This window comes from Sphingobium cloacae, from assembly GCF_002355855.1.
Taxonomy (GTDB): Bacteria; Pseudomonadota; Alphaproteobacteria; order Sphingomonadales; family Sphingomonadaceae; genus Sphingobium; species Sphingobium cloacae.
In genome coordinates this window covers 210021-233669 of sequence record NZ_AP017656.1, presented here as the reverse complement: position 1 = coordinate 233669, position 23649 = coordinate 210021, and the positions used below count along the sequence as shown (strand labels likewise).

Sequence of the window (23649 nt, the reverse complement as noted above, 5' to 3'; positions counted from 1 at the left end):
GGCGATGAGAGCAGCGAATTATCTAGATCTGGCGCCCTATCGACGCTCTACCGTCGGCTTCGACCGGCTTCTCGACCTGATGAACAATGCCGCGCCTGATGCGGCCGAGCACTACCCGCCGTTCGACATCGAAAGGCGCGCAGACGGCACCTATCGTATTTCGGTCGCAGTTCCCGGCTTCCGACCGGACGAACTGGAAGTGGTGGCGCAACAGAACATGCTCACCGTCAGCGGACGCAAACCCGGGGGAGAACCCCAGGCCACGTACCTGCATCAAGGCATCTCGACGCGCTCCTTCGAGCGTCGTTTCCCGCTCGCCGACTTCGTCATCGTGCAGTCGGCCGCACTGGAGAATGGGCTTCTGACCGTCACGCTGAAGCGTGAGGTGCCCGAGGCGATGAAGCCACGCAAACTCGACATTTCCACCACGGCCCAGCCGGTATCCACGACCGAGAAGGACCAGGCCCAGGCTTAAGAGATTGCGCGCCATCGAGAGGCCGGTGGCGCGCACTTGGAAGGAGACGGTTTATGATTGCGCGACTCGCGAAGGCCCGCGCGGCAGCGTCTGCCCGCTTCAGGGCGAGGCTTGCCCGTGTTTCGCGCCGGCAACTGCGCCCACGGCCGCTGATCGCCCATGAAGAGGTGAGGTCCGGCCGCAATTCGCAGGATGACCGCTCCTGGCTCCGCTACCTGAGCGCGCTTCCAGAGGATGCGCGGGCCGTCCTCGAGCCGCTCCCAACGGCCACGAACCAGGGCGGGCGCGCGCGGAAGGGGCAGTGGAGGCTCAGTTTCCCGCAAAGGAAGAAACCGTTTGTAGATTGGCTGATGGGGTGGACCGGTGGTGAGGATCCTCTGGTTCAGGTCGACCTTCGCTTTCCAACCCGCGAGGCGGCAGAGCGATATTGCGAGCGATTGAACTTGCCCTACGACGTGCATGAGCCTCCGCGCGCTCATACCGAGCCGGTCAATAAGCAGCGCTTCCAGCTCGACGACGCGCCGATCGCGGGATGGCCCGACGTCACCTTGGCGCGGGACCGCTCCTGACATTGTATCGTGCGGCATCCCAGGCGGCGGCCGCTCAGCACTGCCGCACCCGATGCAGACCGAGCCGCCGCGGCACTGGAATTTAGGTGCTGAACCGCTCGGCCCACCCTCTCATCGTGCCTAGATCAGTGACGCCAGCCTGGCGCGCGACGACATTGCCATTCTTGAAGGCGAGCAACGCGGGAATCCCCTGGACGCCGTACTCGGACGCGATGTCGGGGTTTGCGTCGACATCGACCTTGATGAAGCGCGCCTTCGGTTCGAGCGAGCGCGCCGCCTGTTCGAAGATCGGCGCCATCGCCCGGCACGGGCCGCACCAGGCCGCCCAGAAGTCGACGATCACCGGCAGGTCCGAATTGCGGATATGCTTGCGCGCTCGCGCAGCGTCGAGAGCGGCAGGGGCGCCCTCGAACAGCTTCTGATGACAACGCCCGCATTTTGCGACGAGCGGCTCACGGTCGGCCGGCACCGCGTTGGTGGCATCGCAATGGGGGCAGACGACCCGACGCTTTTCGGCCATCGATGAATCCTCGTTCGCTGCAGGTCATCGCGGCAGCGGGTCGCCGCCGCGATGGGCCCTTTCAAGCAGCCTGCGCCTCGGCAGGCCTTGATACCTGGGTTGAGAATGTCAGCTCGCTGTCGCCTTCATCGACGGTGACGGTCGAGCCATCCGGCACCTCGCCCCGCAGGAGGAGGTCCGCCAGGGGATCCTGAAGATATCGCTGGATCGCGCGCTTCAGCGGACGGGCGCCATAGACCGGGTCATACCCCACGCGGCCGAGCCACGCACGCGCGCGATCCGTGAGGTCGAGCGTGATCTTGCGGTCCTTGAGGAGGTTCTGGACGCGCGCGACCTGAATGTCGACGATGGGACCCATGTCGGCCTGGCCGAGGCGGTGGAACAGGATGATCTCGTCGAGCCGGTTGAGGAATTCCGGCCGGAAATGCGCGCGCACCACCTCCATCACCTGCGGCTCGACGCTCTCGACCGTCTCCCCTTCCGCCAGGTTGGATAGGTACTGGCTACCGAGATTGGACGTGAGGATGATCAGCGTGTTCTTGAAATCGACCGTGCGGCCCTGTCCGTCCGTCAGCCGCCCGTCGTCGAGCACCTGGAGGAGCACGTTGAAGACGTCGTTGTGCGCCTTTTCCACCTCGTCGAAGAGGATCACCTGATAGGGCCGCCGCCGCACCGCCTCAGTCAGCACGCCGCCTTCCTCATAGCCGACATAGCCCGGCGGGGCGCCGATCAGCCGCGCGACCGAGTGCTTCTCCATGAACTCCGACATGTCGATTCGGACCATCGCGCTGTCGTCGTCGAACAGGAAGCCGGCAAGCGCCTTGGTGAGCTCGGTCTTGCCGACGCCGGTCGGGCCGAGGAACAGGAACGAGCCCATCGGCCGGTCCGGATCCTGCAGGCCCGCGCGGGCACGGCGGATCGCGCGGCTGACCGCCGTGACCGCCTGCCGCTGGCCGATGACCCGCCTGCCGAGCGCCTCCTCCATATGGAGCAACTTTTCGCGCTCGCCTTCGAGCATCTTGTCCACCGGGATGCCCGTCCAGCGGGAGACGACCGCCGCGATGTCCTGGGCGGTGACCTCCTCGCGCAGCATCGCGCCCTGGCTCGCCGTCTGAGCGTCGGCCAGCTGCTTCTCCAAACCCGGTATGACGCCATAGCTCAGCTCGCCAGCGCGGGCGAGGTCGCCGCGTCGCTGCGCCTGGTCAAGCTCGAGGCGAGCCTGGTCGAGCTGCTCCTTGAGCTTTGCCTCGGCCTGGATCTTCTCCCGCTCCGCCTGCCAGCGCTGTGTAAGTTCCGCCGACTGCTGCTCAAGCTGCGCGAGATCATGCTCGAGGTGCGTCAGGCGATCCTTGGATGCGGCATCCGACTCCTTCCTGAGCGCTTCCCGCTCGATCTTCAGCTGGATGATGCGCCGGTCGAGCGTCTCGATCTCTTCCGGCTTGGATTCGACCTCCATGCGGATCCGGCTTGCCGCCTCATCCATCAGGTCGATCGCCTTATCGGGCAGGAACCGGTCGGTGATGTAGCGGTTGGAGAGCGTCGCCGCCGCGACGATCGCCCCATCCGTGATCCGCACGCCGTGGTGCAGCTCGTACTTTTCCTTGAGGCCCCGGAGGATGGAGACTGTGTCCTCCACCGTCGGCTCGCCGACGAACACTGGCTGGAACCGGCGCTGGAGCGCCGCGTCCTTCTCGACATATTTGCGGTATTCGTCGAGCGTGGTCGCGCCGATGCAGTGCAGCTCGCCGCGGGCAAGCGCGGGCTTCAAGAGGTTGCCGGCATCCATCGCGCCTTCCGTCTTACCCGCGCCGATCAGCGTGTGCATTTCGTCGATGAAGAGGATGATGTCGCCCTCGGCCCCCTTCACTTCGTCGAGCACGCCCTTGAGTCGCTCCTCGAACTCGCCGCGGTATTTCGCGCCGGCGATGAGCGCCCCCATGTCGAGCGCCATCAGCTTGCGGTCCTTGAGCGTGTCGGGAACGTCGCCATTGGCGATGCGGAGCGCCAGCCCTTCCACGATCGCGGTCTTGCCCACGCCGGGATCGCCGATGAGCACGGGATTGTTCTTGGTCCGACGCGCCAGAATCTGAACCGTGCGTCGGATCTCCTCGTCCCGGCCAATCACCGGATCGAGCTTCCCGTCCCTGGCAGCCTGGGTGAGGTCGCGGGCGAATTTCTTCAGCGCATCGTAGCGATCCTCGGCGCTTGCCGTGTCGGCCGCGCGCCCGCCGCGGAGCTGGTTGATCGCTTCGTTCAGCGCCTCCGCCTTCACGCCCGCTCGCGCCAGCGCCTTGCCAGCCGCCGCGCCTGTCGCAAGGGTAAGCGCCAGCAGCAACCGCTCGACCGTTACGTAGCTGTCCCCCGCCTTCTGGGCGATCTGCTCGGCTTGATCGAGGAGACGGACGGCATCGTTGTCGAGCCCGGGAGGCTGGGACGCCCCGCTTCCGGTGACCGAGGGCAGCTTGGCCAGTGCAGCGTCGACCTCGCCGGTTGCCAGGTCCGGATTGCCGCCGGCGGCGCGGATCAGGCCGGCTGCCATGCCCTGCTCGTCTTCGAGCAGGGCTTTAAGGATATGCTCCGGCGTGATGCGCTGATGATTGAGCCGGATTGCGACGGTCTGCGCGGACTGGAGAAAGCCCTTCGCGCGGTCCGTGTACTTCTCAAGGTTCATTCCGATTCCTCCTGTTCGACAAACAGAGCCGGCGGAAGTGCGGAGCGAGCGGAGGCCTCGCGCGCGGACTTTCCGTCGGCGCATCGATCGGCAGGTCGCGTCCGATTCCGATCGGAGCAAGCATCAGCCGCCTCGTCCAACACGCAAGGCGAGGAGAAGTGCCGCGCGCCAGTCCTCCTCCCCTCGCCATCTCTCAGGGCTTCCCGGAGAGCTCGATGCCGACGAAGCGCGGTGGCACCGATCCGCGCTTCACCAACAGAAGCACCTGCTTTCGTCCCGCCTTCCTCGCTGCGGCGATCAAGCTCACCGCCTCCTGTGCGGTCCGCACAGCCTGCTGGTTGATCGATAGGATGATGTCGCCCTCGCTCAGCCCTTTCGCCGCGGCGTCGCTGGAAGGATCGACCTGCACGATGACGAGACCCTGGGTTCCAGGATCGACCCGCAGTTCGCTCGCAAGCGCGGGCGTGAGCGGCCGGACGGAAAGGCCCAGCCCGGCGGAGGCGCTCGCCTTACTCTCGCCATCGTCGTCAAGGTCGAATTCTTCGTCCTCGCCGTTGAGGCTCGCTTCTGCCGGCCGCTCGGCAACCACAGCCGTCAGCGCTTTCCTGGCACCTTCGCGAAGCACCTCGAGCGTTACTCGCGAGCCGACGGGAGCGGCTGCGACGAGCCTGGCTACCGAGTTCTCCGGCGTGATCTCGGTCCCATTCACGCGCAAGATGACATCGCCCTGCTGCAAGCCCGCACGCGCCGCCGGCAGGTTAGGCTGCACTTCCGCGACGATTTCGCCGCGGTCCTTCTGCAAGCCCAGCGCGGCAGCGACATCCTCGGTGACAGGCTGCAGCAGGAGGCCGAGATAGCCACGGCGGACGCGACCGCCGGCTCTCAACGTATCGACGACCGGCTTTGCGATCTCGGCCGGGATCGCGAAACCGAGCCCGACATTGCCCCCGGTGGGAGAAATGATCGCGGTGTTGATCCCGATCACATTGCCCTGCATGTCGAAGAGCGGGCCGCCTGAATTGCCGGAGTTGATCGAGGCATCGGTCTGGATGAAGCTGTCATAAGGCCCTGAGCGAAGGTCCCGATGAAGGGCGGACACGATTCCGGCCGTCACCGTGCCGCCAAGGCCATAGGGATTCCCGATTGCCAGGACCCAGTCGCCGGTGCGCGCGCCCGGCGAGTCACCAAAGCGCACGAAGGGCAAGTTATTGGCTTCGATTTTGAGGACAGCGAGGTCTGAGGCTTCGTCACGCCCGACCACGCGAGCCGGATATTCCTGCCCGCCGGTCAGCGTGACCTTGATCGCTTGGACCTGCACGCCCGCGCCGCGACCCGCCACGACGTGGTTGTTCGTGACGACGTAGCCATCTGCCGAAATGAGGAATCCGGATCCGAGCGACGTCGCGTTACGGGGAGCGGGCGGCCGGCCCAGCTCCGGAAAGGGAAACAGGCCGCCAAACGGAAAGCCGCCCGGAAAGTCGGGCATTCGCTGCGCCCTGACACGCGACGTCGTCGAGATGTTCACGACAGCCGGGGAGAGACGGGCGGCAAGATCGGCGAAGCTCGGGGGCGCGCCACGTTGCGACTCCAGACGACCGGAACCGTCCGCATTCAGCGGTGCCGTCTGGGCGTGACTGCGCGTGTCGCAGGCGACCGCCAGCAACAACGCTGGAACGAAAACGAACCTCCGCATCCAGGATCTCCTGTCGATCAGCTCGATCAGCCTTCCGGCGAGCCGATCGAGCTCCAAAGACCTGGGCAAGCTAAGCGTGCCGGCTCGGCGAAACGCTGATCTTTGTCAGTGCTCGGAAAAGGTGCGAGCCCCGACATCTTCTCCACGACTCCCAGCATTTCGCTGCCACGCGTCTTCGCAAGGAGCTTACTGAGCCGGTCCCTCACGAGAGATGTCGCGGCCCGAGCCCGATCCAGCGGCAAAGTTCAACGCTATCGGCTCCAGAACAGATCGGGCTGGCACTTCGCTTTAGCTAAGACGATGCCCAGCGGCATCTGCGACTCCGCACCCTCGTCCAAGGCCCGTTTGACGACTTCCAGCTTGTCCCGGCCGCTGCCGAAAATCAGCAGTCGCTTTGCCGAGAGAATGGCGCTCAGCGTCAACGTCACTCTGGGCACCGGCGCCTCGGCCGGAAGCGGCACCGGCCTGACGCCGGCGATGCGCCTCCAGTCAGGATAACGCATCGCGACGGGAAGGTCGGGTCCCGGGAGGAGCGAGGCAACATGACCGTCCAAGCCGAAGCCAAGCCAGACCAGATCCAGCGGCCAAGCCAGGTCCGATAGCCTCAGCTCGGCTGCGTCTGCCGCCGCGGCAGGATCATCGAATGGTGGTCTTGCGAGAGGGATGAGCTGTGCTTGCCCCGCCGCGAAATATCTCTCCAGCAGACCATAGTTGGACAGCCGGTCGCCCGGCGGCACGAGGCGGTCATCGGTGGGGATGACCGTGACCCCACGCCACCCGCTCGCGCGCGGGGCAAGGAACTCGAAGGCGCGTGCAGGCGACCTGCCACCTGGAAAGGCGACGAATGCGGCGCCTTCCGTATTCAGACGATCGGTGATGATGCCCGACACCTCTCGGACCAGGCTCTCGGCCAAATGCTCCGGAGTGGCAAACCCATGCCATAGCGGCTCAGGCACACCAAGGACTTGTGACTCCTCCGGCACTTAGCGGCGTCGCCAGTGGCGCTTGTACCAGTATCGGTGATAGGGATAGGGCCTGTAGATCCAGTGGCCCCCGTACCAAATCCAGGGATCATACCACGGCGGCGCCACATAGACGTGCGGATAGACGGGTGGCGGATAGAAAGGCTCGGGCGTTGCCTTGACCACGAACCCGGGCGGACAGTCGGGGCTGGCGTTCCTCGCGATGGCGCTGCCCGCGACCGCGCCTGCACCCGCGCCAAGGACGGTTGCCGGGGCTCTATCGTAGCGACCCGCGAGCCCTGAACCGGCAAGCGCTCCAATCAGCCCGCCGATCACCGCGCCTGCCGCGACGTTGCTCCGACGGTCCGCTATGCAATTTTCTGCCGCCCACCGTTCGGCTTCGCGGCTGTAGCGATCATCCTCCTCACGCTCGCGGTCCGACTGCACGAACCGGCCAGGAGACGGCTTGTAGCCAGGCGGCGGGGGCACATTGTACTGCTCACTGCGGCCTTCGGTCCGGCTTGAAGACGAAGCGGTGGAAGTCTGGGCAATCGCGGGATTCCCGCACGCGAGAAGCAATGTCAGGATTGTGGCGCGGCGAAGCGGGCTAGCAGGCATTTCAAAGCCCATCCTTGGAGAAGCCCACCGAGGCGGGATCATCGGCTTCGCTATGCGCAGGGCCTCCGTCCGGCACTGATCTAGCTCATTTCACCAAGCCATTTTCGGTTCGATGGGGAGCCCGCCTCAGGACTGCCGGTCCATTCCAGGATCAGCTGATGAGCGCCTCGTGCACCGCTCCGCCGGAATAGGCGACGAGAAGTTCGCACGAGCCGGTGAAGTTGACGCCGGCATCGCCAGCGACGATCCACACGCCGCCGGGCTCAATCGGCTCCGATCCCACGACCGCTTCGCCCCGGAGGGGTATCAACCAAACCGGCTCGCCTCGCCGCGGCGCCAGAATGCCGGTACAAGTGTCGGCCCAGCGTTCCACCACGAACGACCCTCCGGCGGCAAGCACGCGCCTGCCCCGCGCCAGTTCGAATGGGGCGAATGGAGCCTCGTAGGGCGCCGGGCAGGCAGCCTCCACCGCCTCGTCAAGATGGAGCTCGCGATTGCTACCATAGTCGTAGAGCCGATAGGTGACGTCCACATTCTGCTGAATTTCGATCAGGCTGAGCCCTGCGCCTATAGCGTGGATCGTGCCTGCCGGCGCGTACCAGAAGTCACCCGCTCTTACCGGCTTCCAATCGAGCAGAGCTACGATCGAGCCGTCCTTGGCCGCGGCGCGCAGCCGGTCTTTCGTAATCGGCTCGCGCAATCCCATGGCAATGCTCGCCCCTGGCTCTGCCTCGAGGATCTGCCAGGCTTCGCTCTTGCCCCGGGGGAGCCCGTGCGCCTTCGCGGCGGCGTCATCAGGATGAACCTGGACAGAGAGCCGCTCGCTTGTGAACAAGTGCTTGACCAGCAGCTCTGGTTCACCAAGGCCGCTCCCGTGCGGAACCTCAAACCAGATCTCGCCGATGGGCTCCTCGCCCGCGCTTACGTCGTCGAACCCAGATCCAAGCGACCGCCGGCCCCAGGGTTTTCTGACCGTTTTTGTCACCAATCGGAAAACCGGCAAGGCGTCCCCTCCCCTTCTAGAAGTTCGAGCGGCAGTGGCGGGCGTAATGGAGCCCTCTGAGGAAGCCACGCCGGGCGTAGCCCGCGTCAATTGCGGCATTCAGGCGCCGCTGCGCGGGAGCGGCGCCTGTTATCTCCCGGACGATGCCGCGGAAGGGGATCAAGGCATTGACCACGGACCTGCCGCCGGCTTCGGCTATTCTCCCGGCCCGATTTTCTCGCCTTTGGCGCGCAGTGGTGAAATCAGGGCCCAGGACGTTGCTCAGTTCCTTGATCGCCTCTGTGAGCTCGCGGCAGGTTCCAAGCTTCTCCACGCTATATGGATCCTCTGCGGCCTTGAGGAGCACCGGCGGAATCTCGGTCCTGGCGACACCCACATCGTGGGCGGGCTGCACGACAATCTTGCCCGCGCGGTCCAACATCTCCCCGACCGGCTGCTGAGGCTTCCCGTCCTGCGCAAGCGCGCCAGCACCGCTAAGCGGAAGCGCAATCAGAAGTGCTGACCGGAGCAGGCAAAGGGGCAAGGTGTGCGGCACGCAGGCAGCTCCACGAGATCGCGCGTCGGCGGCGCCGAAAACGTGGTGCTTTGTAAACGGTGAAGCCGTCTGGCTGGCTGACCCATGTCAGCCGGAGGGCTGCGACGGCCGTCACCCTGCGCTACCGCCTAGTCCATCGCGGCCAACAGAGCATCAAGACTCAAGGTCGAAAAGGCAGTGAAGCTGTCCGCGACGCCATATGGGAGCAATATGTCGTTCCCGCTCAGCAGCGCGCCGCAGCTATAAACGACGTTCGGAACGTAGCCGTATCGCTCCTCCGGGGACGGGCGCAGCAGCGGCCGGCGTGTGCGGGCGATCACACGGCTGGGCTCCGATCGATCGAGAAGGCACGCACCGATGCAATATTCCCGCATCGCTCCGACGCCATGCGTGAAGACGAGCCAACCATCGGCAGTTTCGATCGGCGATCCACAGTTGCCGAGCTGTGTGAACTCCCATGTCCATCGCGGGTTTACGATCCTGATGCCGCCGTCCCAGTGATGCAGGTTTTCGGACAGCAGAAGCCAAATATTCTCATTGTCGTGCCGACCGAGCATCGCGTAACGGCCCTCGATCAGGCGGGGAAACAGCGCCATTCCCTTCGAGGCGGCGATCAGTCCCTCGAGCCGGTGCATCTTGAAGTCGATGAAGTTTCGGGTGGCGAGCAGCTCCTGGGCGATTCCTCGTCCCCCGACCGCCGTGTACGTCCCTGCAAACAGTGTCGACCCGTCCTCCATTTCGAGGCTCGTGAGCCGAAGATCCTCAATGCCGCCACGCTGCCGCTCGAGGATCGGGAACAGGACGGTTTCTGAAAGGTCGCGGCTGTCGTCGCAATGAAGATGCACAGCAGCATCATCGCTTTCGGGATATTCGATTCGGGGCGTGGCCGCCAGCGGGCTCGCCGCATCTAGGACGATGTCTCTCCCTGGCTGCCAGGTGCCCGTTCTGAAGGCGATGGACGAAAGATGCCCTTCGCCGATCGCCCGTAGCGATAGGATGAACCGCAGCGCGCCTGGCGGACAACCCGACTGATCCGGATGCCTGACAATGCTCGGGTTGAACAGGGCAGCCGACTGGTAGGCATATTCCTCGCTGAAATAGGCGCCGATCAGCTTTGCGCGAGCGCCACTCGCCGAGAAGCTCCCGCGGAGCAGTTCTCTGGCGTTCTCGTAGCGCTGGAGAAAGACCTTTTCCACGTCGCGGTGGCGGCCGCAAAGAACACTCAGCAGCCGTGCGTACTCGTCCGCCAATTCATCCTCAGGCAGGCCGAGGATCCGCTCGACAATGCGCTCGGCCCGGGTCTGACCCTGCTCCAAGGCATTCGGCGAGTCGCCGGGCATGAACGTTCGTATAACCGTTCTTCGATGGTCGGGTTTGATGAAGTGCGGACTTCGCAGGATCGGAACGTCCGCACTCATCTTCCTATGTTTCCCCTCATTGCCGACCGGCGGAACCGTCGAACCCGAGGGCGTCCGCGCCTGCCGCACTGCCTAGAGAGTGCAAAAGCTCACTTCTTTTCCGCAGGCTGACTCGACTCCGTTGCTTTCTTGAAGCGCTCGCGGATTTTGTCGAAGATGCTGGTCGCCGCGCCCTTGTTCTTGGTGCCGTCCTCGATTTCGTCGACCGTCTTCAGCAGATCCTTCATTTCGTCCTTTGTCGCATAGCCGAGCGCCTGACCGAGCCGGAGCTGCTCGCGTGCAGTGGTCAGCAGCCGCTGAATCCTCGCTTCGTCTCCGGCGCCCCGCTGGGCGTTCGCGGCCAGCTTGCGCGCCTCTTCGATTGCCGCGCTTGCCCGCGTCAGCGGCAGCGGGTGGATCACGTCGCGGATCACGATCGTGCTGAGCGCCGCTTCGAGCGCCGCCTTCGCTTCATCGAGCTTGTTCTGCGCGACCAGGACCGCGGCCGCCTTAATCGCGTCCGGGTAGGTCGCGAGCGGGAGATTGCTGACCCGCACGACGGTCTCGCTCGCCAGCCCGTCGATGAGATGGCGTGCTTCCTGCAGCCGCCCATCCTCGAGCGCATCCTCGGCCGATTTCCGCAGCGCATTCACGGCGTCCACCGAACCCAGGACGTCGTAGCTGACGACGCTGACGTCGACCGGGGCGAGAGCAAGGTTAGGGTTGCGCGCGAGCACGATTTCCAGCTTGCCGGTCGCGCGCTCGAGAGCGGCGGTCGCGGCCTTGGCATCCTTCTTGTCGAGCGCGGCAAGAGCATTCTCCGTCTCCTGCAGCGCCGAAACGGCGTCCTGGAGCAGCTCTTCGCGATCGACCGGCGGGGCCGGCGTCGCCTGCGCGGTGGCGTTGTTCGCCGCCGTGGTCGTGTTCTCGGCGGCCTGGTTGTCGGCGTCCTGCTTGGAACAGCCCGCCGTCAAGATGAGGGCGGAGGCTGCGGTCGCGGCGAAAAGACTGCGTTTCATGATCTTCCCTTTGGTTGTTGAGGATACGGGCTCATTGGTCGGGAGCGGGCAGCGCTAGCGGCCGCCTCAGCTTGATGAGGTGATTCGTTCCGTCGCGATCGATCACCGCGATCGCCGCAACGCCATCGCCGGATTCTTCGACATAGATCGACTGCGGGTGGCGGATCATGTGATCCAGCCCCTCGAGCGTCACACCGACCAAGTCATCCTTGTGGTCATAGAAGATTCCGGTGATCGGCAGGTATTGCGCTTCGATCTGATCGCCGAGTTCGAGCGATGCGACTTCGATTTCGGCTCGAAGCCCGGTCAGGCCGCGGGACACGCGGTTCAGATATTGTGGCCATTCCGCCTTAGGAACGACGTTCACGGTTCGACTCCTTCACAAAGGGCGAGGGACCGCTCGCCGGGGTTTCTCGTCGAGAAAGGATATCGGCCGTCCCGCATCGAGCCCCCGGTCCGCGGGGCGCGGTTTGCCGCAGCGCTTCCTCCTGAAGAGCTGCGAATTGCGGAATGCCTTTGAAGGTTTTGGCCACAGTTTCCCGAGCCGCTTCCCGACATCCTGAACATCGGATCTTGATCCACCCGGCCGTCCGCTGGCGGGACCGGCGCGGGCGGCGAGATCGCGATCTTGGCCGATATCCAGCTCAACGCGCTCATCGATATTCTCCAGGTCGCGCCTGGAATTGCAGGCCCGGCCCTCTGCCGCCCTGACATAGCTCAGCTTTCTGGCGGTCGAACTGTGGCACGACTCGGCCATAGAGATTGCCCAATGCCGTGACATATGTTACGCGTCGTGACATGTGGAACGGCTCGGCTGCTTATTTGAGACGGAGACGCCCGCGATGAATCGCGGGCGAAAGGTCGTTCCTCCGCCTCTAGGAAATGGCTTCAACTCCAAACTCATCATGTTGAAGGACCGCCAGGAACTCCCTGCGCGGCCCGAGTCGGATGGCCTCTACTGGATCCTCTCGGGCGCCATCCAAACCAGCATCATCTCCGAGGATGGTCGCCGGTGGATCGGCGGCTTCTACCTGCCGGGGGAATTCATTCTGCTCGAACGCGACGAGGTGCGCAGCCAGTTCGCCCAGGCCCTGTGCCCGACCTCGCTCATCATGACGGATCGCAGCGTGCTTGAGGGCCTGTCGCAGTTCGATCACTTCACATGCGCCACGATCACGACCTGGTTTCTGCGGACCTATCGGATCGCGCTACGCACCGGCTTCCTGCTCGGGCGGTCGAATGCCATCGAGCGGCTAGCGTTCTTTCTTCTCGATCTCATGCAGAGGCTGGAGGGGCGTCGCCACTTCCATCTGCTCATGTCGAGAGCCGACATCGGCGACCATCTCGGGTTAACCAGCGAGACCGTGACCCGTACATTCACTCTGCTGCAACGGCATAACTATGTGCAGGTGAATGGGCGCAACCTGGAAATCCTTGATCCTATCGGGCTTGCGCGTCTCGCGGCGGCGGTGGTCACGATCTGACGGCGCCGGGCCCACGCAGCGGCCGTGTGACATGTGGGCCCACCTCTGCTATAGCGCACTGGTTATGGGAACGGGTTCGGACTCGAATGAACTTCATACCGTGTGAGGACTGCGCGCTTCGCCGGTTGGCGCTGTTCAAGAAGTTTACAGCGCCCGAGCTCAGCTTTGTGCGCGCCCTCAAGAATAATCAGATAGATGTTCCTGCGCGCCGCGTGATCATCGAGCCTGGGCGGTTCGCCGGAAAGCTGTACACGCTGTATGCGGGATGGGCATATCGCTACAAGCTTACACCAACCGGGCAACGACAGATCATCGACATTCTGCTGCCGGGTAGCCTGATCGGTCTTCAACAGTTGATGCTGGGTGATTCGGAGAGCGGTGTCGAAAGCCTAACCCCCGTGACGCTGTGCGTGTTGACAGGGCGCAATATCGACGAGCTGTTTCAGCGGCAGAGCCAGCTCTCCGAGGCGATGGTCTTCGCGCTCATGGAGGACCAGCGCCGCGCCGATCGCCGCATTGCGCTTGTCGCGAAGCAGAATGGCGCTGAACGCCTAGCCTACTTCCTCCTTGAGCTTGTAGATCGCCTCGTTGCGTTGGACCTCGGGCACGATGCGATGTCGTATTTCCCATTGCAGCGTCGCCATCTGGCTGACCTCCTCGGCTTATCTGAGACCCATGTCAGCCGCTCGATGCAGCAACTTCGCCGCGGCGATCTGGCAGCGATCGCAGCGAACTCGCTCGTGATCCGCAACCGGCAGCTCATGATCAACCTTTCGGGCTATACACTGTCAACTCGGGAGCACCCTCGCCTTCTGCTCTGATCATGTGTGATATGCCGTTGCCGGGAGTGGGACAACTTCACCAGAACGGGCGCAATCACTGAGATGGCCCCGCCCGTGGGCACGCGGCCCACGGGCGGTCACTATCATGCCTGACCCGAATTGACGGCGATGCGGCGGACGCTCTCGGCGGCAGACGCCGATTTCGGCACCGTGACGGTGAGAACACCCTTCTTGAACGTGGCACTCGCCTTGTCCTGCTCGATACCATTGGGAAGGCCGATGCGGCGCTCGAATCGCCCGTAGCTCCGCTCGGAATAACCCCGGTCCTTGTCCTCGACCTCCGACTTCTTCTCGCCACGGAGCGTGAGGACGCCTTCCTCGACGGTCACTTCCACGTCCTTTTCGTCGAGTCCGGGGAGTTCGGCCATGACTCGGATTTCCTTGTCGGTTTCGGCAAGCTCGACGCTCGGGGCGAGGAGCCCTCGCTCGACGCCGGCGAGCGCCGGCACACCGAAGCCGCGGAAGAAATCCTCGAACAGGCGGTTCACTTCCCGGTGCAGCGAGAGCACCGGGTCGCTCGCAGCGCCCGCAGCGCTGACCTGAGCAGGAACCTTGTTCTCCTGACGGCTCCAGGGGATCAGATCACGAATGGACATGGCATCTAACTCCTTCTTCGAACAGCGTCATCGCGGAGCCGCCGACATGCCTGGCACGCTGACTAGAAGCTGGGTGGCCGGTCGCCTCAGGCTGAACGCGCCGGCGCGTGATTGCGCCGTTTCGCCGGCTAAGGCACAAAGCTCTCCACGCTACTTTGGTACTTCCAGTCAATCCCGCCGAGGCGGCCGGTGGCGAGCTTCATCGGTAAGCGCTCCGGGCAGGCTAACACTGATTTAGCTCAGCCCCGGATTGGCGCCGGTCGCGATATGCTCCGGCATGGCATGGCGACCGAAGCCTGGCATCCGTCGACCGAAGGAGTGGTCATGGACATCACGACTGTGTTGAGCAGCCCGGCCGATCGGGTCGTTCGCCAACCCGACATGCTGATGCGTGGAATGGCGCACGACCTCGACAATATGCTGGCGGTGATCGCCTCCGGTCTGGTCTCGATCGAGCGCGGAGCGGATCAGCAGCAGCTGGCGCGCCTCGTAGCCGGAATGAAGCACGCGATCCGGAATGCCGCTTCCCTGGTTGACGATATTGCGGAGCTCAGTACCGATCGCGGCGTCACGACCGAGCGGATTTCGGTTGAAGCGCTGATCCGCGGGCTGGAAGCGCGGGCCAGCACCATTCTGGGAGACGGCGTGGACTTTCGGACAGAGATCGCGCGTGACCTCTGGCCGGTCCGCGTCCTCCCCAATTATCTCCAGTTTGCGCTCTTCAATCTCCTGGCGAACGCCGCCGACGCGATGCCAAAGGGTGGCGTGCTGGTCCTGCGAGCCTTCAACACGTTCCGAAGCACGGCGAGCCCTATAGGCGCAGCGGGCGACTTCGTTCGGCTTGAAATGGTCGATTCCGGCGAAGGCATCGCGCCCGACGTTCTGACCCGCGTTTTCGATCCGTTCTTCACGACGCGGCAGTCGCTCAAGAGAACCGGGCTCGGGTTGGGCCAGGTCCGAAGGTTCGCGACCCAATTTGGCGGTGATGTCGCAGTCGAGAGCGACCAGGGCGCGGGAACCCGAGTCATCCTGCACCTGCCGCGAGCAGCGCCGGGCAGGTCCTGACCCGATACCACCGCGAAAGAACGCGGCACCCTTCGCGTCTCAGCCGCGCTGCGGCCGCGTGTCACGAGTCCCGCCGCGCCTGCCATGGTCAGGCAATCAGGCGGTTCCACGACCCGTACTGCGCTGACACCTCGCCTCTCCGGATGGCGAGACCGATCAACGCAAGACCTAGCAGCACATTATATGCCGCATGCAGAGCCTCTGCGCCGAAAGCGAATGGCGTGACACAGAGCGCCGCGCCAATGGGGATGAGCAGGAAGCGGACGGAGCGTGCGACCTCGGCGGCGGCTACCGAGATCACGGTCAGCGCCAGCGATCCAAGCAGATGATCCCAATCTGCGATCGGCGGAGCCGCGCCGAACGTGACCCGCGTGAACAAGAGCGATGCCGCCAGCACGGCCGCAATGGACAGGTTCCAGGGCAGGCTCACGCCACCGATCGCCACGTCCTTCATGATCGCGCGGGCCGGCCGGTCGAACTCGTCAGGCACATCACCGGCGCCGCCCTCGTCCGTGTCTCCGAACAGGAAGACCCGAAGCACATTCTTGCCTGCCCGTGCGCGGCGGCGAAGGAACTGGCCGACCGCCACCAGTTCGTCCAGCGAGTAGGGTATCTGGATCAGCATCGCCGCGGCGCCGATCAGCGCCAGCGTGCTCCAGGTGCCGATCCAGATCGGTTGGATGATGATGAAAAAGATCGAGACAATGCCGAGCGGGGCGATCATCAGTCCGAACAGAAGCACGAGCCACGGCATGGTCCGCCAGCGCGCGCGCGACCCGACGATCCCGGTGAGGATCTCGAGGCCGTAGGTGTAGCCGCCGAGCGCGGCATCGGAAACAGGCCATGCTTCCGAGACTTCGCTGGTGATGATCTCCTCGGTGCCATTGCGCGGGTCTTCGAGGCTCCCCTGAAAGAAGGGCTCCCAGACGTCGGACACATAGCCGAGCTGATATGCTGCGAGGTAACGGGAGACATAGAGGCCGATCAGTGCAAGGGCGATGATCGGGACGCGCTGGGTCCAGCTCGACGGATTATACGTCCACCCCTGAGGCACCTGCGGACCGGTCACTCGCGCCAGGGGTGACGGCCCCACTTCGGGCTTTGTCCCGACGGCAAAGCCGAAGATCAACATACCCACCAGCGTGTCGGAAAGGTATGCTGTTGGATTGTCGGTCCAAAAGACAAACGGCGCTGCCATCACGATAGCGCCTATCGCGGCCGATATCCATCGCGCCCAGGGCGCGTGCCAGCTCAGCGACAGCGATGCGAAGACGATCAGCAGCGCGCCGGAGACGATCTCGGTCCATCGGAGCAGAGGCTCGGCTACTCCGATCAGCGGCGGCTGAGTGAGCAGCCAGGTTCCGAGCATGAAGTTTACGAAATGCGCCCAGCGCGTCTCGGAATGCTCCATCCGGTAGCGCTCGTCGCTCGCCCTCCTGACCTCCTCAGGATGTTTGCCCAGCGCGGCGGCCTCGGCGAGATCGTGCGGCGGCCGGAGACCGTTTCTCTTGTACCAAGCCAGAGGATCGCGCTTCAGCGCCGCGATCATCTTCGGGAGCTCATCCTTGAGGCGATGATGGGGTCGCCAGCCCAGCAGTTTCTCGGCGCGGCCGATATCCAGCGCGTAATGGTCATCCGCAAGCCGGATCATGAAGGGCTTGATGAACGGCTTCTCACCCTCGTCGATTGCGTCGGGGACGACGGGCTCGAGCTTATCCTGAGCCCAGACACCGACTGCCGCCACCGGCTTTGGTATTCGCAACGTCGGCCAGTCCTCGATGCCGTGGATGAGATATCCGATCTCGTCTTGCAGCGCATCATACCCCAGCGCTTCGGGCTCGCCGACCAGGATCTCCGCATCGGGCGGCAGCGTATCCCGGCGTTGAACGGCGAGACGGACAGCTTCGACAAGATCCTCGCGATGGACCATGGACTGGCCCACTAGCGGCGAGCCCGAATAGAAGAAGCTCTCGAACTCGCGCTCGTAGATCCGGGCTATCTGATTGGACAGCGTAGGCACCGCCGACTCCTCGTCGTACACGCCGGCGAAGCGCAAGATCGCATAGGGGATGGAGCCGTGTTCTTCGCGGATTACCTCTTCGGCCAGCGCCTTCGACTTCGGATAGGCCCAACGGGGATCGATCGGCCAGCTTTCGTCGATTTGTTCGCCCGGCGCGCACGGCGCGTGCACGAGCATCGTGCTTGAATAGACGAACTGTTCGACTTCGAAGCCCTGCAACGCTCGCAGGAGCCGGCGCGTGCCCTCTACATTGACCGACCGGTAGAGCGGATGTTCCTTGCCCGTGAAGTCGAAGTAGGCAGCGAGGTGGATCACCGACGCCACGCGTCCACCATGGCTTGCGCGAATCTGCGCCAGGGCATCGAGCACAGATTGGTCCGAAGCAAGATCGACCTTGATCACCGGGAAGGTTAGCGCCTCTGCTTTGAGATCGAGGCCGACGATCCGGTAATCCGCCGAAAGCACAGCCGCCACCGAACGTCCAAGATTGCCCGTCGCGCCGGTGATGATGACAAGTGGCTTATCCATGTGTGCCCACCCCGATCTGTCTCGTGTTGGCCTCACGGCCACGCCGACCTGATCCCCACCGCGACGCCGGCGCATGGCGCGAGCACATCTGCCGCACGAGCTGAACGTCGGGGCGACGCAAGGCGCCGAGCCCGAGCGCCCACCTGGCCCTTCGGCCGTCACGCACGGCGGCACGCGCTACGCCATTCTACCCTTCGTCTGGGCATCACCTGGTTCCGGAAGGTCCGGCGCGCAGCTCATACCTTAACTCTCGTCGAGCTCGTCCTGAGCTATGTCAGGGCCGCGCCACCTTGCCGGTGGGAAGCTCGCTCCTTCCAGGAGGTGATTATGTGCGAGTTGATCTTAACGGGCGCGGCTCGCGTCATCCGGAAGCGGCAGCAGCGGTTCGTGTACGAGGACGCCGGCCCGCCGGCATGAGGCGGCACCGTGCGCAACGCGCCAAGTGGTCTCCCAGCCCAGCATGCTGATCGACCAAACGCCCATGGACCGAACCGAGCCGATCGCCTCCCACACGACTTTAGCCTCTCTGGACCTCCACAAAGAATGCGTCGGGAGGCACGCTCCACAAAAGGCGTTCACCCGCGGCCGCGACGCCGGGATCGGATCACTTCGCAACACGGCTTCCTCATCGCCAAAGGCGATGAGGTGAACCTGGGCGTCGCTCTCGAGTGGCTGGCCGCCGCAGCGCCTTGGGCGATCCGTATCGGCGCGCTGATCGTTGTTCCCTTTCGCCGGTCGCCGGCTGCGACGCAAAGCTGGCTGCTCCTCTTCTTCGTGGCGCCGTGGCTCGGCCTCGTCCTCTATCTGGCGATCGGCCGGCCATCCCACCCTCGATGGCGTCGCCAGCGCGTCGCGCAACTCTGGCCGATCATTGACCGGGCGGTTTCCTGCATCGACCGGGTCGCCCGGCCGGCCGAGCTGCCGCCCGTCCAGGCGTCAGCGGCTTCCCTCGTTAGCGGGATCGGTCGCATGCCGCTCTTACAAGGCAATGAGGTCGACTTCCTGACGGACTACGACGCGACGATCGATCTCCTCGTTGAGGATATCGGGCACGCCGAGGACCATGTCCACCTTCTCTTCTACATCTTCGCCACGGACGCCACCGGCCAGAAAGTGATCGCCGCGCTGCGCCAGGCGGCGCTGCGTGGCGTCAGGTGCAGGGTGCTGGTCGATGCGATCGGATCGCGCACGTGGGCCGCCCGCATCGAGCGGGAGCTGCGGCCCGCAGGCGTCGAGGTTCACGAAATGCTGCCGATCCGCGTCCTCGGCCGCACCACGCGCTTCGACCTGCGCAATCACCGCAAGATCGCCGTAATCGACGGACGGACCGGTTACACCGGGTCCCAGAACATCATCGACTCCGATCAGGGATGGGGCTGGCCAAACCGAGAGGTGATGGTTCGGGTCCGAGGGCCGGTTGTCGGCGAATTGCAGGCGGTCTTCGTGGCGGACTGGTTCCTCGAGACGGAGAAGGAGCTCGCCGACGGACATCTCTACCCCCCGGCGGAGGACGCGGGCAGCAGCCTCGGGCAAGTTCTGCCGAGCGGGCCCGATCTCGAGCATGGGGGCATCGACGAGCTTTTCGTTGCCCTCATCCACTCAGCTCGAGAGCGTGTCCTGATCTCCACGCCCTACTTCGTCCCGAGCGAGCCCCTCTTGCAAGCGTTGCAGGTGGCGATCCTTAAGGGAGCCGAGGTCCACCTGCTGTTGTCCGGCCGCTCTGATCATCCGCTCGTACACCTCGCCCAGCAGTCCTATTATTCCGAGCTGCTGTCGGCCGGTGCGGTGATCCACCTGTTCCAGCCGGGCTTCCTGCACGCCAAGCATATGAGCATCGATGAGGCAGTCGCCGTCGTCGGATCGAGCAACGTCGACATGCGATCATTTGCCCTGAATTCGGAGATCAACCTCGTCCTTTACGACCGCGAGGCGACACTTACCTTGCGCCAGATCGAGCGCTCAAGGCTGGAACAATCCGTTCCACTGAGAGCAAGCGACTGGGAGCGCCGCAATCTCGCGCGCAAGTGTGCCGAGAACGTAGCGCGGCTCTTCAGCCCGTTGTTGTGATCTGCTCGGACCAGCTGAGCCGGAGTGAGAACGAGACTTTGCTATTGATGGAATGACCATGCACCATGACGCACCATTAATCGCCACGATTGTCGCCGGCCTGGTCGCTGCTTTCATCGCAGGGACCGTGGCGCACCGGCTCAAGATATCCCCGATCGCGGGCTATCTGCTCGCTGGCGCCTTCGTCGGGCCGTCGATGCCCGGCTTCGCGGCGCACCCGGAAATCGCATCGCAGCTTGCCGAGATCGGTGTCATTCTCCTGATGTTCGGCGTCGGCCTGCACTTCTCGCTGCGGGATCTCCTGTCAGTGAAAAAGATCGCGGTCCCTGGAGCGTTGATCCAGATCGTTGTCGCAACGCTATTCGGCATGGCGCTGGCCTGGGCGCTCGGGTGGCGCGCTGGCCAGGGCCTAGTCTTCGGTCTCGCGCTATCCGTTGCGAGCACTGTCGTCCTAGTGCGGGCTCTTCAGGTGCACAACCTCGTCCAGACCGATCAAGGCCGCATCGCGGTGGGCTGGCTGGTAGTCGAGGACCTGGTGATGGTGCTGGCGCTGGTGCTTCTGCCGTCCGTAGCCGCCATCCTGTCGGGCACATCGGCGAACGCGGGCGCCGCTGCCGCGAGCGCCGTGACCACTACGCTGATGAAGGTGGCGGGCTTCATTGCGCTGATGCTCCTCGTGGGCCGCCGCGCGATGCCGGCAATCCTTCACTGGGTGGCCGATACCGGTTCCCGCGAGTTGTTCCGTCTGGCAGTACTCGCGATCGCCCTTGGGGTTGCCTTCGGCGCCGCGCTCGTCTTCGACGTCTCGTTCGCTCTCGGCGCCTTCTTCGCCGGCATGATCCTGGGTGAAACCCAGCTCAGTCGGCTCGCGACCGAGGAGATCCTCCCGTTCCGAGACGCCTTTTCCGTCCTGTTCTTCGTTTCGGCCGGCATGCTGTTCGACCCAGCGGTGATCCTCAATCAGCCGATTGCGCTTCTGGCGACGCTCGCCATCATCCTGGTCGGCAAGTCCGCGGCTGCCTATGCCATCGTCCGATCGTTCGGATATCGTGACCAAACCGCGATCACGATCTCGGCAAGCCTGGCACAGATCGGCGAGTTCTCGTTCATTCTTGCCGGCCTTGGCGTCAGCGCCGGCCTTCTGCCTCCCCAAGGCCGGGACCTGATCCTCGCGGCCGCTATCATCTCGATCTTCCTTAATCCCCTGCTCTTTTCATTCGTAACCAGGCAGGGGGTTCGTCCACTTCGGCACGCCGGCCCTGCGGAAGGATCTTCAGAAGAGCCGGCGCCCGAGCAGGGCCCGCCCCCTGGGCATGTGATCATCGTGGGCTATGGCCGAGTCGGCCGCTTCATCGCTGCAACGCTCGGGGCCTCGGGATACGCGCTGAGCATAGTCGAGGACAGCAGAGAGGCCGTGCAAGCAGCGCAAGCGGAAGGGCTGCGCGCCGTCCAGGGTAACGCCACCGAAGCTTCCATCCTCACGCGGGCCGGCATCACCGGGGCATCGACGCTGCTGATCGCGATCCCTGAGGGGTTCGAAGCCGCGATCATCGCGAAGCGTGCCCGCGCCATGAACCCGGACCTGCGCATCATCGCGCGTGCCCATTCGGAGGCGGAGGTGGACCACCTGAAGGCGATGGGTGCTGACGCAATCGTCCTGGCGGAGAAGGCAGCAGCAGCCAAGATGGCGGCGCTGGTCTCAGAAGCGGAGTCCGAGGATGTCGACGGACTCGCTCACCTGGTGGAGAGCTAATCGGCAATGATTCCGTCGCTGAGCGCCGCCTTCATGCAAGGGCAGTTTCCAGCGACGGGTCAGATCGTCCGCAACGCTCGAAGCTCAGGATTGAGGCGGAGGCGGACCGCCCGGACGCGGGCGAGCGCCTCTTCCGGAGAGACACCAAGCGCGACGAAGGTCTGCACTGCCAGCCCCAAGCCCGCAGCCAAGTTCTCCGGAAAGATGTAGGTCGCGCCGGCCTTGGCGATGGATGTCAGACCTCGATTGTCTCTCGTGCTGACAAGGACTGGCAACGCCGGATTGAGTTGCCGAACCTGGCGTACCAGCTGCTCTAGCCTTGGCTGGCTGTTCAGAAGGGCGACCACCACTGCGGCCGTATCGATGTTGGCTGCCTCAAGCACGCCGCGGCGTGTTGCGTCACCGAAAATGACCTGATGCCCCTCGCGATGGGCAATCCGAAGCCGGTCAACGTCGCGCTCGATCGCGATATAAGGTATCCCGCTCGCCTTCAGAACCGTACCCACCAGCCGTCCGACCGGGCCGCACCCCGCCAGGATGACGTGACCGCGTAGATCGCCCGCCGAGCCGCCGATCATGACGTCTGGCTCAGCGACCAGCTGCGGCGTCGACAGGACCTCGGCCGAGATGCGCCGATTGAACTGGATGAGGAACGGAGCCAGGAAAATGCTCACGGCCGTCCCTGCGAGTGCCGTTTGCGCCACAACCTCCGGCAGCAAGCCGCCACCGATCGCCTGGGTCAGGATGAGCAGGGAGATCTCGCCGCCGTGCGCCAGGACCAGCGCGGTCTGCAATGCCGCATTGGTCGCAAGTCCGCTGAACCGCGCGAGAGCGAAGATGATCGCGAGCTTCACGAGGACGAGGATAGCCACCGCGCCGACCGTCGCCGCCGGCTCGGTGAGAACGATCGACCAATCAACGCTCATACCGATCGTCAGGAAGAACAGACCGAGGAAGATGTCCCGCAGCGGCCGGAGCTCGTCTGCGAGGTGATGGCGGTAGTTGCTCTCGGCGACGACCATGCCGACGATGAAGGCTGCTACCGCCAGGGAGAGACCGATCATCTCGGCGAGAAGCGCGACGCCTGCAACCAACGCCAGCCCGGCAAGCATCAGCGGCTCGTTGGATCCACTCCGAGCGATCCAATCGAAGATGCGGCCGATCGTCTTGCGCGCGAAGAGCGCGGCACCCGTGAAGACGAGCACGGCAGCGCCCAACCGCAACATCAGGCCGGCGAGGTCCTGCTCAGCGCCCGAGGCAACCGCGCCAACCAAGAGCAGGACAGGGAGGGCCGCGAGATCCTGGAAGAGGAGGATACCCGTCGTTGCTATGCCATGACTGGTCGTCACCTCGTCCTGATCCAGTAGCTGCTTGTGGACGATGGCGCTCGACGAGTGCGCGAGTGCAAAGCCCAGGATCAATGATGCGGTCAGGGACAGTCCCCCGAGGAGGGCGACCCCGGCTACGAGCAATGCGGTGACAACGACCTGAAGCGTGCCCAGCACGAAAACCAAGCGACGGGCCGCGACAATGCGTGGCCAGGAGAATTCAAAGCCAATGACAAACATCAGCGCGGCGATGCCGAGCTCACCGAGGAAACGGGTTCCCTCATTCGCGGAAACGAGGTGAAGCCCGTAGGGCCCTACGACCGATCCGGCGACGAGATATCCTGCAATCGAAGAGAGGCGGAACTTTGTGAAGAGCGCGACGAACGCCAGGGAGGCGAAAATCAGGATCACCGCATCGACGAGAAAGTGGTGAAGCATGAACCGGACGCCTCTCGCGGGGATCAAGTGCTTTCCGCCAAGGGCGGCGGGTCGGGGCTGCTCGCT

Annotated in this window: 20 protein-coding genes; 8 read left to right on the top strand and 12 right to left on the bottom strand. The window is 64.3% G+C overall.

Going from position 1 to position 23649, the window contains the following annotated elements; translation table 11 throughout:
- The first annotated feature begins 4 nt into the window (after positions 1-4).
- Together SCLO_RS19780 and SCLO_RS19775 are read left to right on the top strand one after the other, a co-directional pair.
- A complete protein-coding gene (locus SCLO_RS19780; protein ID WP_066516360.1) occupies positions 5-475 on the top strand; it encodes an Hsp20 family protein in 471 nt (156 codons plus the stop codon).
- A 53-nt stretch (positions 476-528) separates the two neighbouring features.
- Positions 529-1044, top strand: coding sequence for an NADH dehydrogenase ubiquinone Fe-S protein 4 (locus SCLO_RS19775; protein ID WP_066516358.1), 516 nt, complete (start codon positions 529-531; stop codon positions 1042-1044).
- A gap of 82 nt (positions 1045-1126) precedes the next feature.
- Here the strand turns inward: SCLO_RS19775 and trxC are convergent, their stop codons facing one another.
- The 6 genes from trxC to SCLO_RS19750 form a co-directional block, all read right to left on the bottom strand.
- Complete coding sequence (gene trxC, locus SCLO_RS19770) at positions 1127-1564, bottom strand: thioredoxin TrxC (protein ID WP_066516356.1); 438 nt, start codon at positions 1562-1564, stop codon at positions 1127-1129.
- Positions 1565-1625: 61 nt separating this feature from the next.
- Positions 1626-4235, bottom strand: coding sequence for an ATP-dependent chaperone ClpB (gene clpB / locus SCLO_RS19765; protein ID WP_066516355.1), 2610 nt, complete (start codon positions 4233-4235; stop codon positions 1626-1628).
- Between the two features lie 193 nt (positions 4236-4428).
- Positions 4429-5928, bottom strand: a complete 1500-nt coding sequence (locus SCLO_RS19760; RefSeq protein ID WP_082731049.1) for a Do family serine endopeptidase — start codon at positions 5926-5928, stop codon at positions 4429-4431.
- A 251-nt stretch (positions 5929-6179) separates the two neighbouring features.
- Positions 6180-6842, bottom strand: a complete 663-nt coding sequence (locus SCLO_RS19755) for a 6-phosphogluconolactonase (RefSeq protein WP_231726490.1) — start codon at positions 6840-6842, stop codon at positions 6180-6182.
- A 69-nt stretch (positions 6843-6911) separates the two neighbouring features.
- Positions 6912-7379 carry a glycine zipper 2TM domain-containing protein gene (locus SCLO_RS23065; protein WP_169800551.1) on the bottom strand — a complete coding sequence of 156 codons (468 nt, stop codon included), beginning with the start codon at positions 7377-7379 and terminating at the stop codon, positions 6912-6914.
- Positions 7380-7659: 280 nt separating this feature from the next.
- Positions 7660-8493 carry a class I mannose-6-phosphate isomerase gene (locus SCLO_RS19750; protein ID WP_231923441.1) on the bottom strand — a complete coding sequence of 278 codons (834 nt, stop codon included), beginning with the start codon at positions 8491-8493 and terminating at the stop codon, positions 7660-7662.
- 64 nt (positions 8494-8557) lie between these two features.
- On the opposite strand from SCLO_RS19750, the gene SCLO_RS23605 reads away from it, so the two are divergent.
- Positions 8558-9013 carry a hypothetical protein gene (locus SCLO_RS23605; protein ID WP_156442250.1) on the top strand — a complete coding sequence of 152 codons (456 nt, stop codon included), beginning with the start codon at positions 8558-8560 and terminating at the stop codon, positions 9011-9013.
- A gap of 161 nt (positions 9014-9174) precedes the next feature.
- On the opposite strand, the gene SCLO_RS19740 is transcribed toward SCLO_RS23605, so the two are convergent.
- The 3 genes from SCLO_RS19740 to SCLO_RS19730 form a co-directional block, all read right to left on the bottom strand.
- Entirely contained in the window at positions 9175-10464 is a 1290-nt protein-coding gene (locus tag SCLO_RS19740; RefSeq protein ID WP_082731045.1) for a glycoside hydrolase family 130 protein, read from the bottom strand.
- A gap of 89 nt (positions 10465-10553) precedes the next feature.
- Complete coding sequence (locus tag SCLO_RS19735; RefSeq protein WP_030541378.1) at positions 10554-11462, bottom strand: YfdX family protein; 909 nt, start codon at positions 11460-11462, stop codon at positions 10554-10556.
- Positions 11463-11493: 31 nt separating this feature from the next.
- Positions 11494-11829 (bottom strand): DUF5335 domain-containing protein, encoded by a 336-nt coding sequence (locus SCLO_RS19730; RefSeq protein WP_007406253.1) that lies wholly within the window; start codon positions 11827-11829, stop codon positions 11494-11496.
- 538 nt (positions 11830-12367) lie between these two features.
- On the opposite strand from SCLO_RS19730, the gene SCLO_RS19725 reads away from it, so the two are divergent.
- Together SCLO_RS19725 and SCLO_RS19720 are read left to right on the top strand one after the other, a co-directional pair.
- Positions 12368-12946, top strand: coding sequence for a helix-turn-helix domain-containing protein (locus SCLO_RS19725; protein WP_231923440.1), 579 nt, complete (start codon positions 12368-12370; stop codon positions 12944-12946).
- 125 nt (positions 12947-13071) lie between these two features.
- On the top strand, positions 13072-13767 hold the full coding sequence (locus SCLO_RS19720) for a Crp/Fnr family transcriptional regulator (protein WP_197419156.1): 696 nt from the start codon (positions 13072-13074) through the stop codon (positions 13765-13767).
- 104 nt (positions 13768-13871) lie between these two features.
- Here SCLO_RS19720 and SCLO_RS19715 read toward each other — a convergent pair whose 3' ends face one another.
- A complete protein-coding gene (locus SCLO_RS19715; protein ID WP_066516343.1) occupies positions 13872-14384 on the bottom strand; it encodes an Hsp20/alpha crystallin family protein in 513 nt (170 codons plus the stop codon).
- A gap of 282 nt (positions 14385-14666) precedes the next feature.
- Here SCLO_RS19715 and SCLO_RS19710 point away from each other — a divergent pair, with 282 nt between their 5' ends.
- On the top strand, positions 14667-15449 hold the full coding sequence (locus SCLO_RS19710; protein ID WP_231923439.1) for a sensor histidine kinase: 783 nt from the start codon (positions 14667-14669) through the stop codon (positions 15447-15449).
- A gap of 88 nt (positions 15450-15537) precedes the next feature.
- Here the strand turns inward: SCLO_RS19710 and SCLO_RS19705 are convergent, their stop codons facing one another.
- Positions 15538-17997 (bottom strand): NAD-dependent epimerase/dehydratase family protein, encoded by a 2460-nt coding sequence (locus SCLO_RS19705; protein ID WP_066516337.1) that lies wholly within the window; start codon positions 17995-17997, stop codon positions 15538-15540.
- Between the two features lie 645 nt (positions 17998-18642).
- On the opposite strand from SCLO_RS19705, the gene cls reads away from it, so the two are divergent.
- Together cls and ybaL are read left to right on the top strand one after the other, a co-directional pair.
- The gene (gene cls / locus SCLO_RS19700; protein ID WP_066516448.1) at positions 18643-20064 is read left to right on the top strand and encodes a cardiolipin synthase; all 1422 of its coding nucleotides are present in this window, start codon (positions 18643-18645) and stop codon (positions 20062-20064) included.
- Positions 20065-20122: 58 nt separating this feature from the next.
- Positions 20123-21817, top strand: coding sequence for a YbaL family putative K(+) efflux transporter (ybaL, locus tag SCLO_RS19695; RefSeq protein WP_066516446.1), 1695 nt, complete (start codon positions 20123-20125; stop codon positions 21815-21817).
- A 59-nt stretch (positions 21818-21876) separates the two neighbouring features.
- On the opposite strand, the gene SCLO_RS19690 is transcribed toward ybaL, so the two are convergent.
- Positions 21877-23583, bottom strand: a complete 1707-nt coding sequence (locus SCLO_RS19690; RefSeq protein ID WP_066516444.1) for a cation:proton antiporter domain-containing protein — start codon at positions 23581-23583, stop codon at positions 21877-21879.
- Between the last annotated feature and the right edge of the window lie 66 nt (positions 23584-23649).

Excerpts from the sequence above, each read along its gene's own strand:
- SCLO_RS19710 (WP_231923439.1), top strand. The coding sequence starts at position 14,667 with ATGGCGACCGAAGCCTGGCATCCGTCGACCGAAGGAGTGGTCATGGAC.
- SCLO_RS19715 (WP_066516343.1), bottom strand. The coding sequence starts at position 14,384 with ATGTCCATTCGTGATCTGATCCCCTGGAGCCGTCAGGAGAACAAGGTT.
- trxC (WP_066516356.1), bottom strand. The coding sequence starts at position 1,564 with ATGGCCGAAAAGCGTCGGGTCGTCTGCCCCCATTGCGATGCCACCAAC.
- SCLO_RS19735 (WP_030541378.1), bottom strand. The coding sequence starts at position 11,462 with ATGAAACGCAGTCTTTTCGCCGCGACCGCAGCCTCCGCCCTCATCTTG.
- ybaL (WP_066516446.1), top strand. The coding sequence starts at position 20,123 with ATGCACCATGACGCACCATTAATCGCCACGATTGTCGCCGGCCTGGTC.
- SCLO_RS19775 (WP_066516358.1), top strand. The coding sequence starts at position 529 with ATGATTGCGCGACTCGCGAAGGCCCGCGCGGCAGCGTCTGCCCGCTTC.
- SCLO_RS19705 (WP_066516337.1), bottom strand. The coding sequence starts at position 17,997 with ATGGATAAGCCACTTGTCATCATCACCGGCGCGACGGGCAATCTTGGA.
- SCLO_RS19780 (WP_066516360.1), top strand. The coding sequence starts at position 5 with ATGAGAGCAGCGAATTATCTAGATCTGGCGCCCTATCGACGCTCTACC.
- SCLO_RS23605 (WP_156442250.1), top strand. The coding sequence starts at position 8,558 with ATGGAGCCCTCTGAGGAAGCCACGCCGGGCGTAGCCCGCGTCAATTGC.
- SCLO_RS19725 (WP_231923440.1), top strand. The coding sequence starts at position 12,368 with ATGTTGAAGGACCGCCAGGAACTCCCTGCGCGGCCCGAGTCGGATGGC.
- clpB (WP_066516355.1), bottom strand. The coding sequence starts at position 4,235 with ATGAACCTTGAGAAGTACACGGACCGCGCGAAGGGCTTTCTCCAGTCC.
- SCLO_RS19760 (WP_082731049.1), bottom strand. The coding sequence starts at position 5,928 with ATGCGGAGGTTCGTTTTCGTTCCAGCGTTGTTGCTGGCGGTCGCCTGC.
- SCLO_RS19690 (WP_066516444.1), bottom strand. The coding sequence starts at position 23,583 with ATGCTTCACCACTTTCTCGTCGATGCGGTGATCCTGATTTTCGCCTCC.
- SCLO_RS19740 (WP_082731045.1), bottom strand. The coding sequence starts at position 10,464 with ATGAGTGCGGACGTTCCGATCCTGCGAAGTCCGCACTTCATCAAACCC.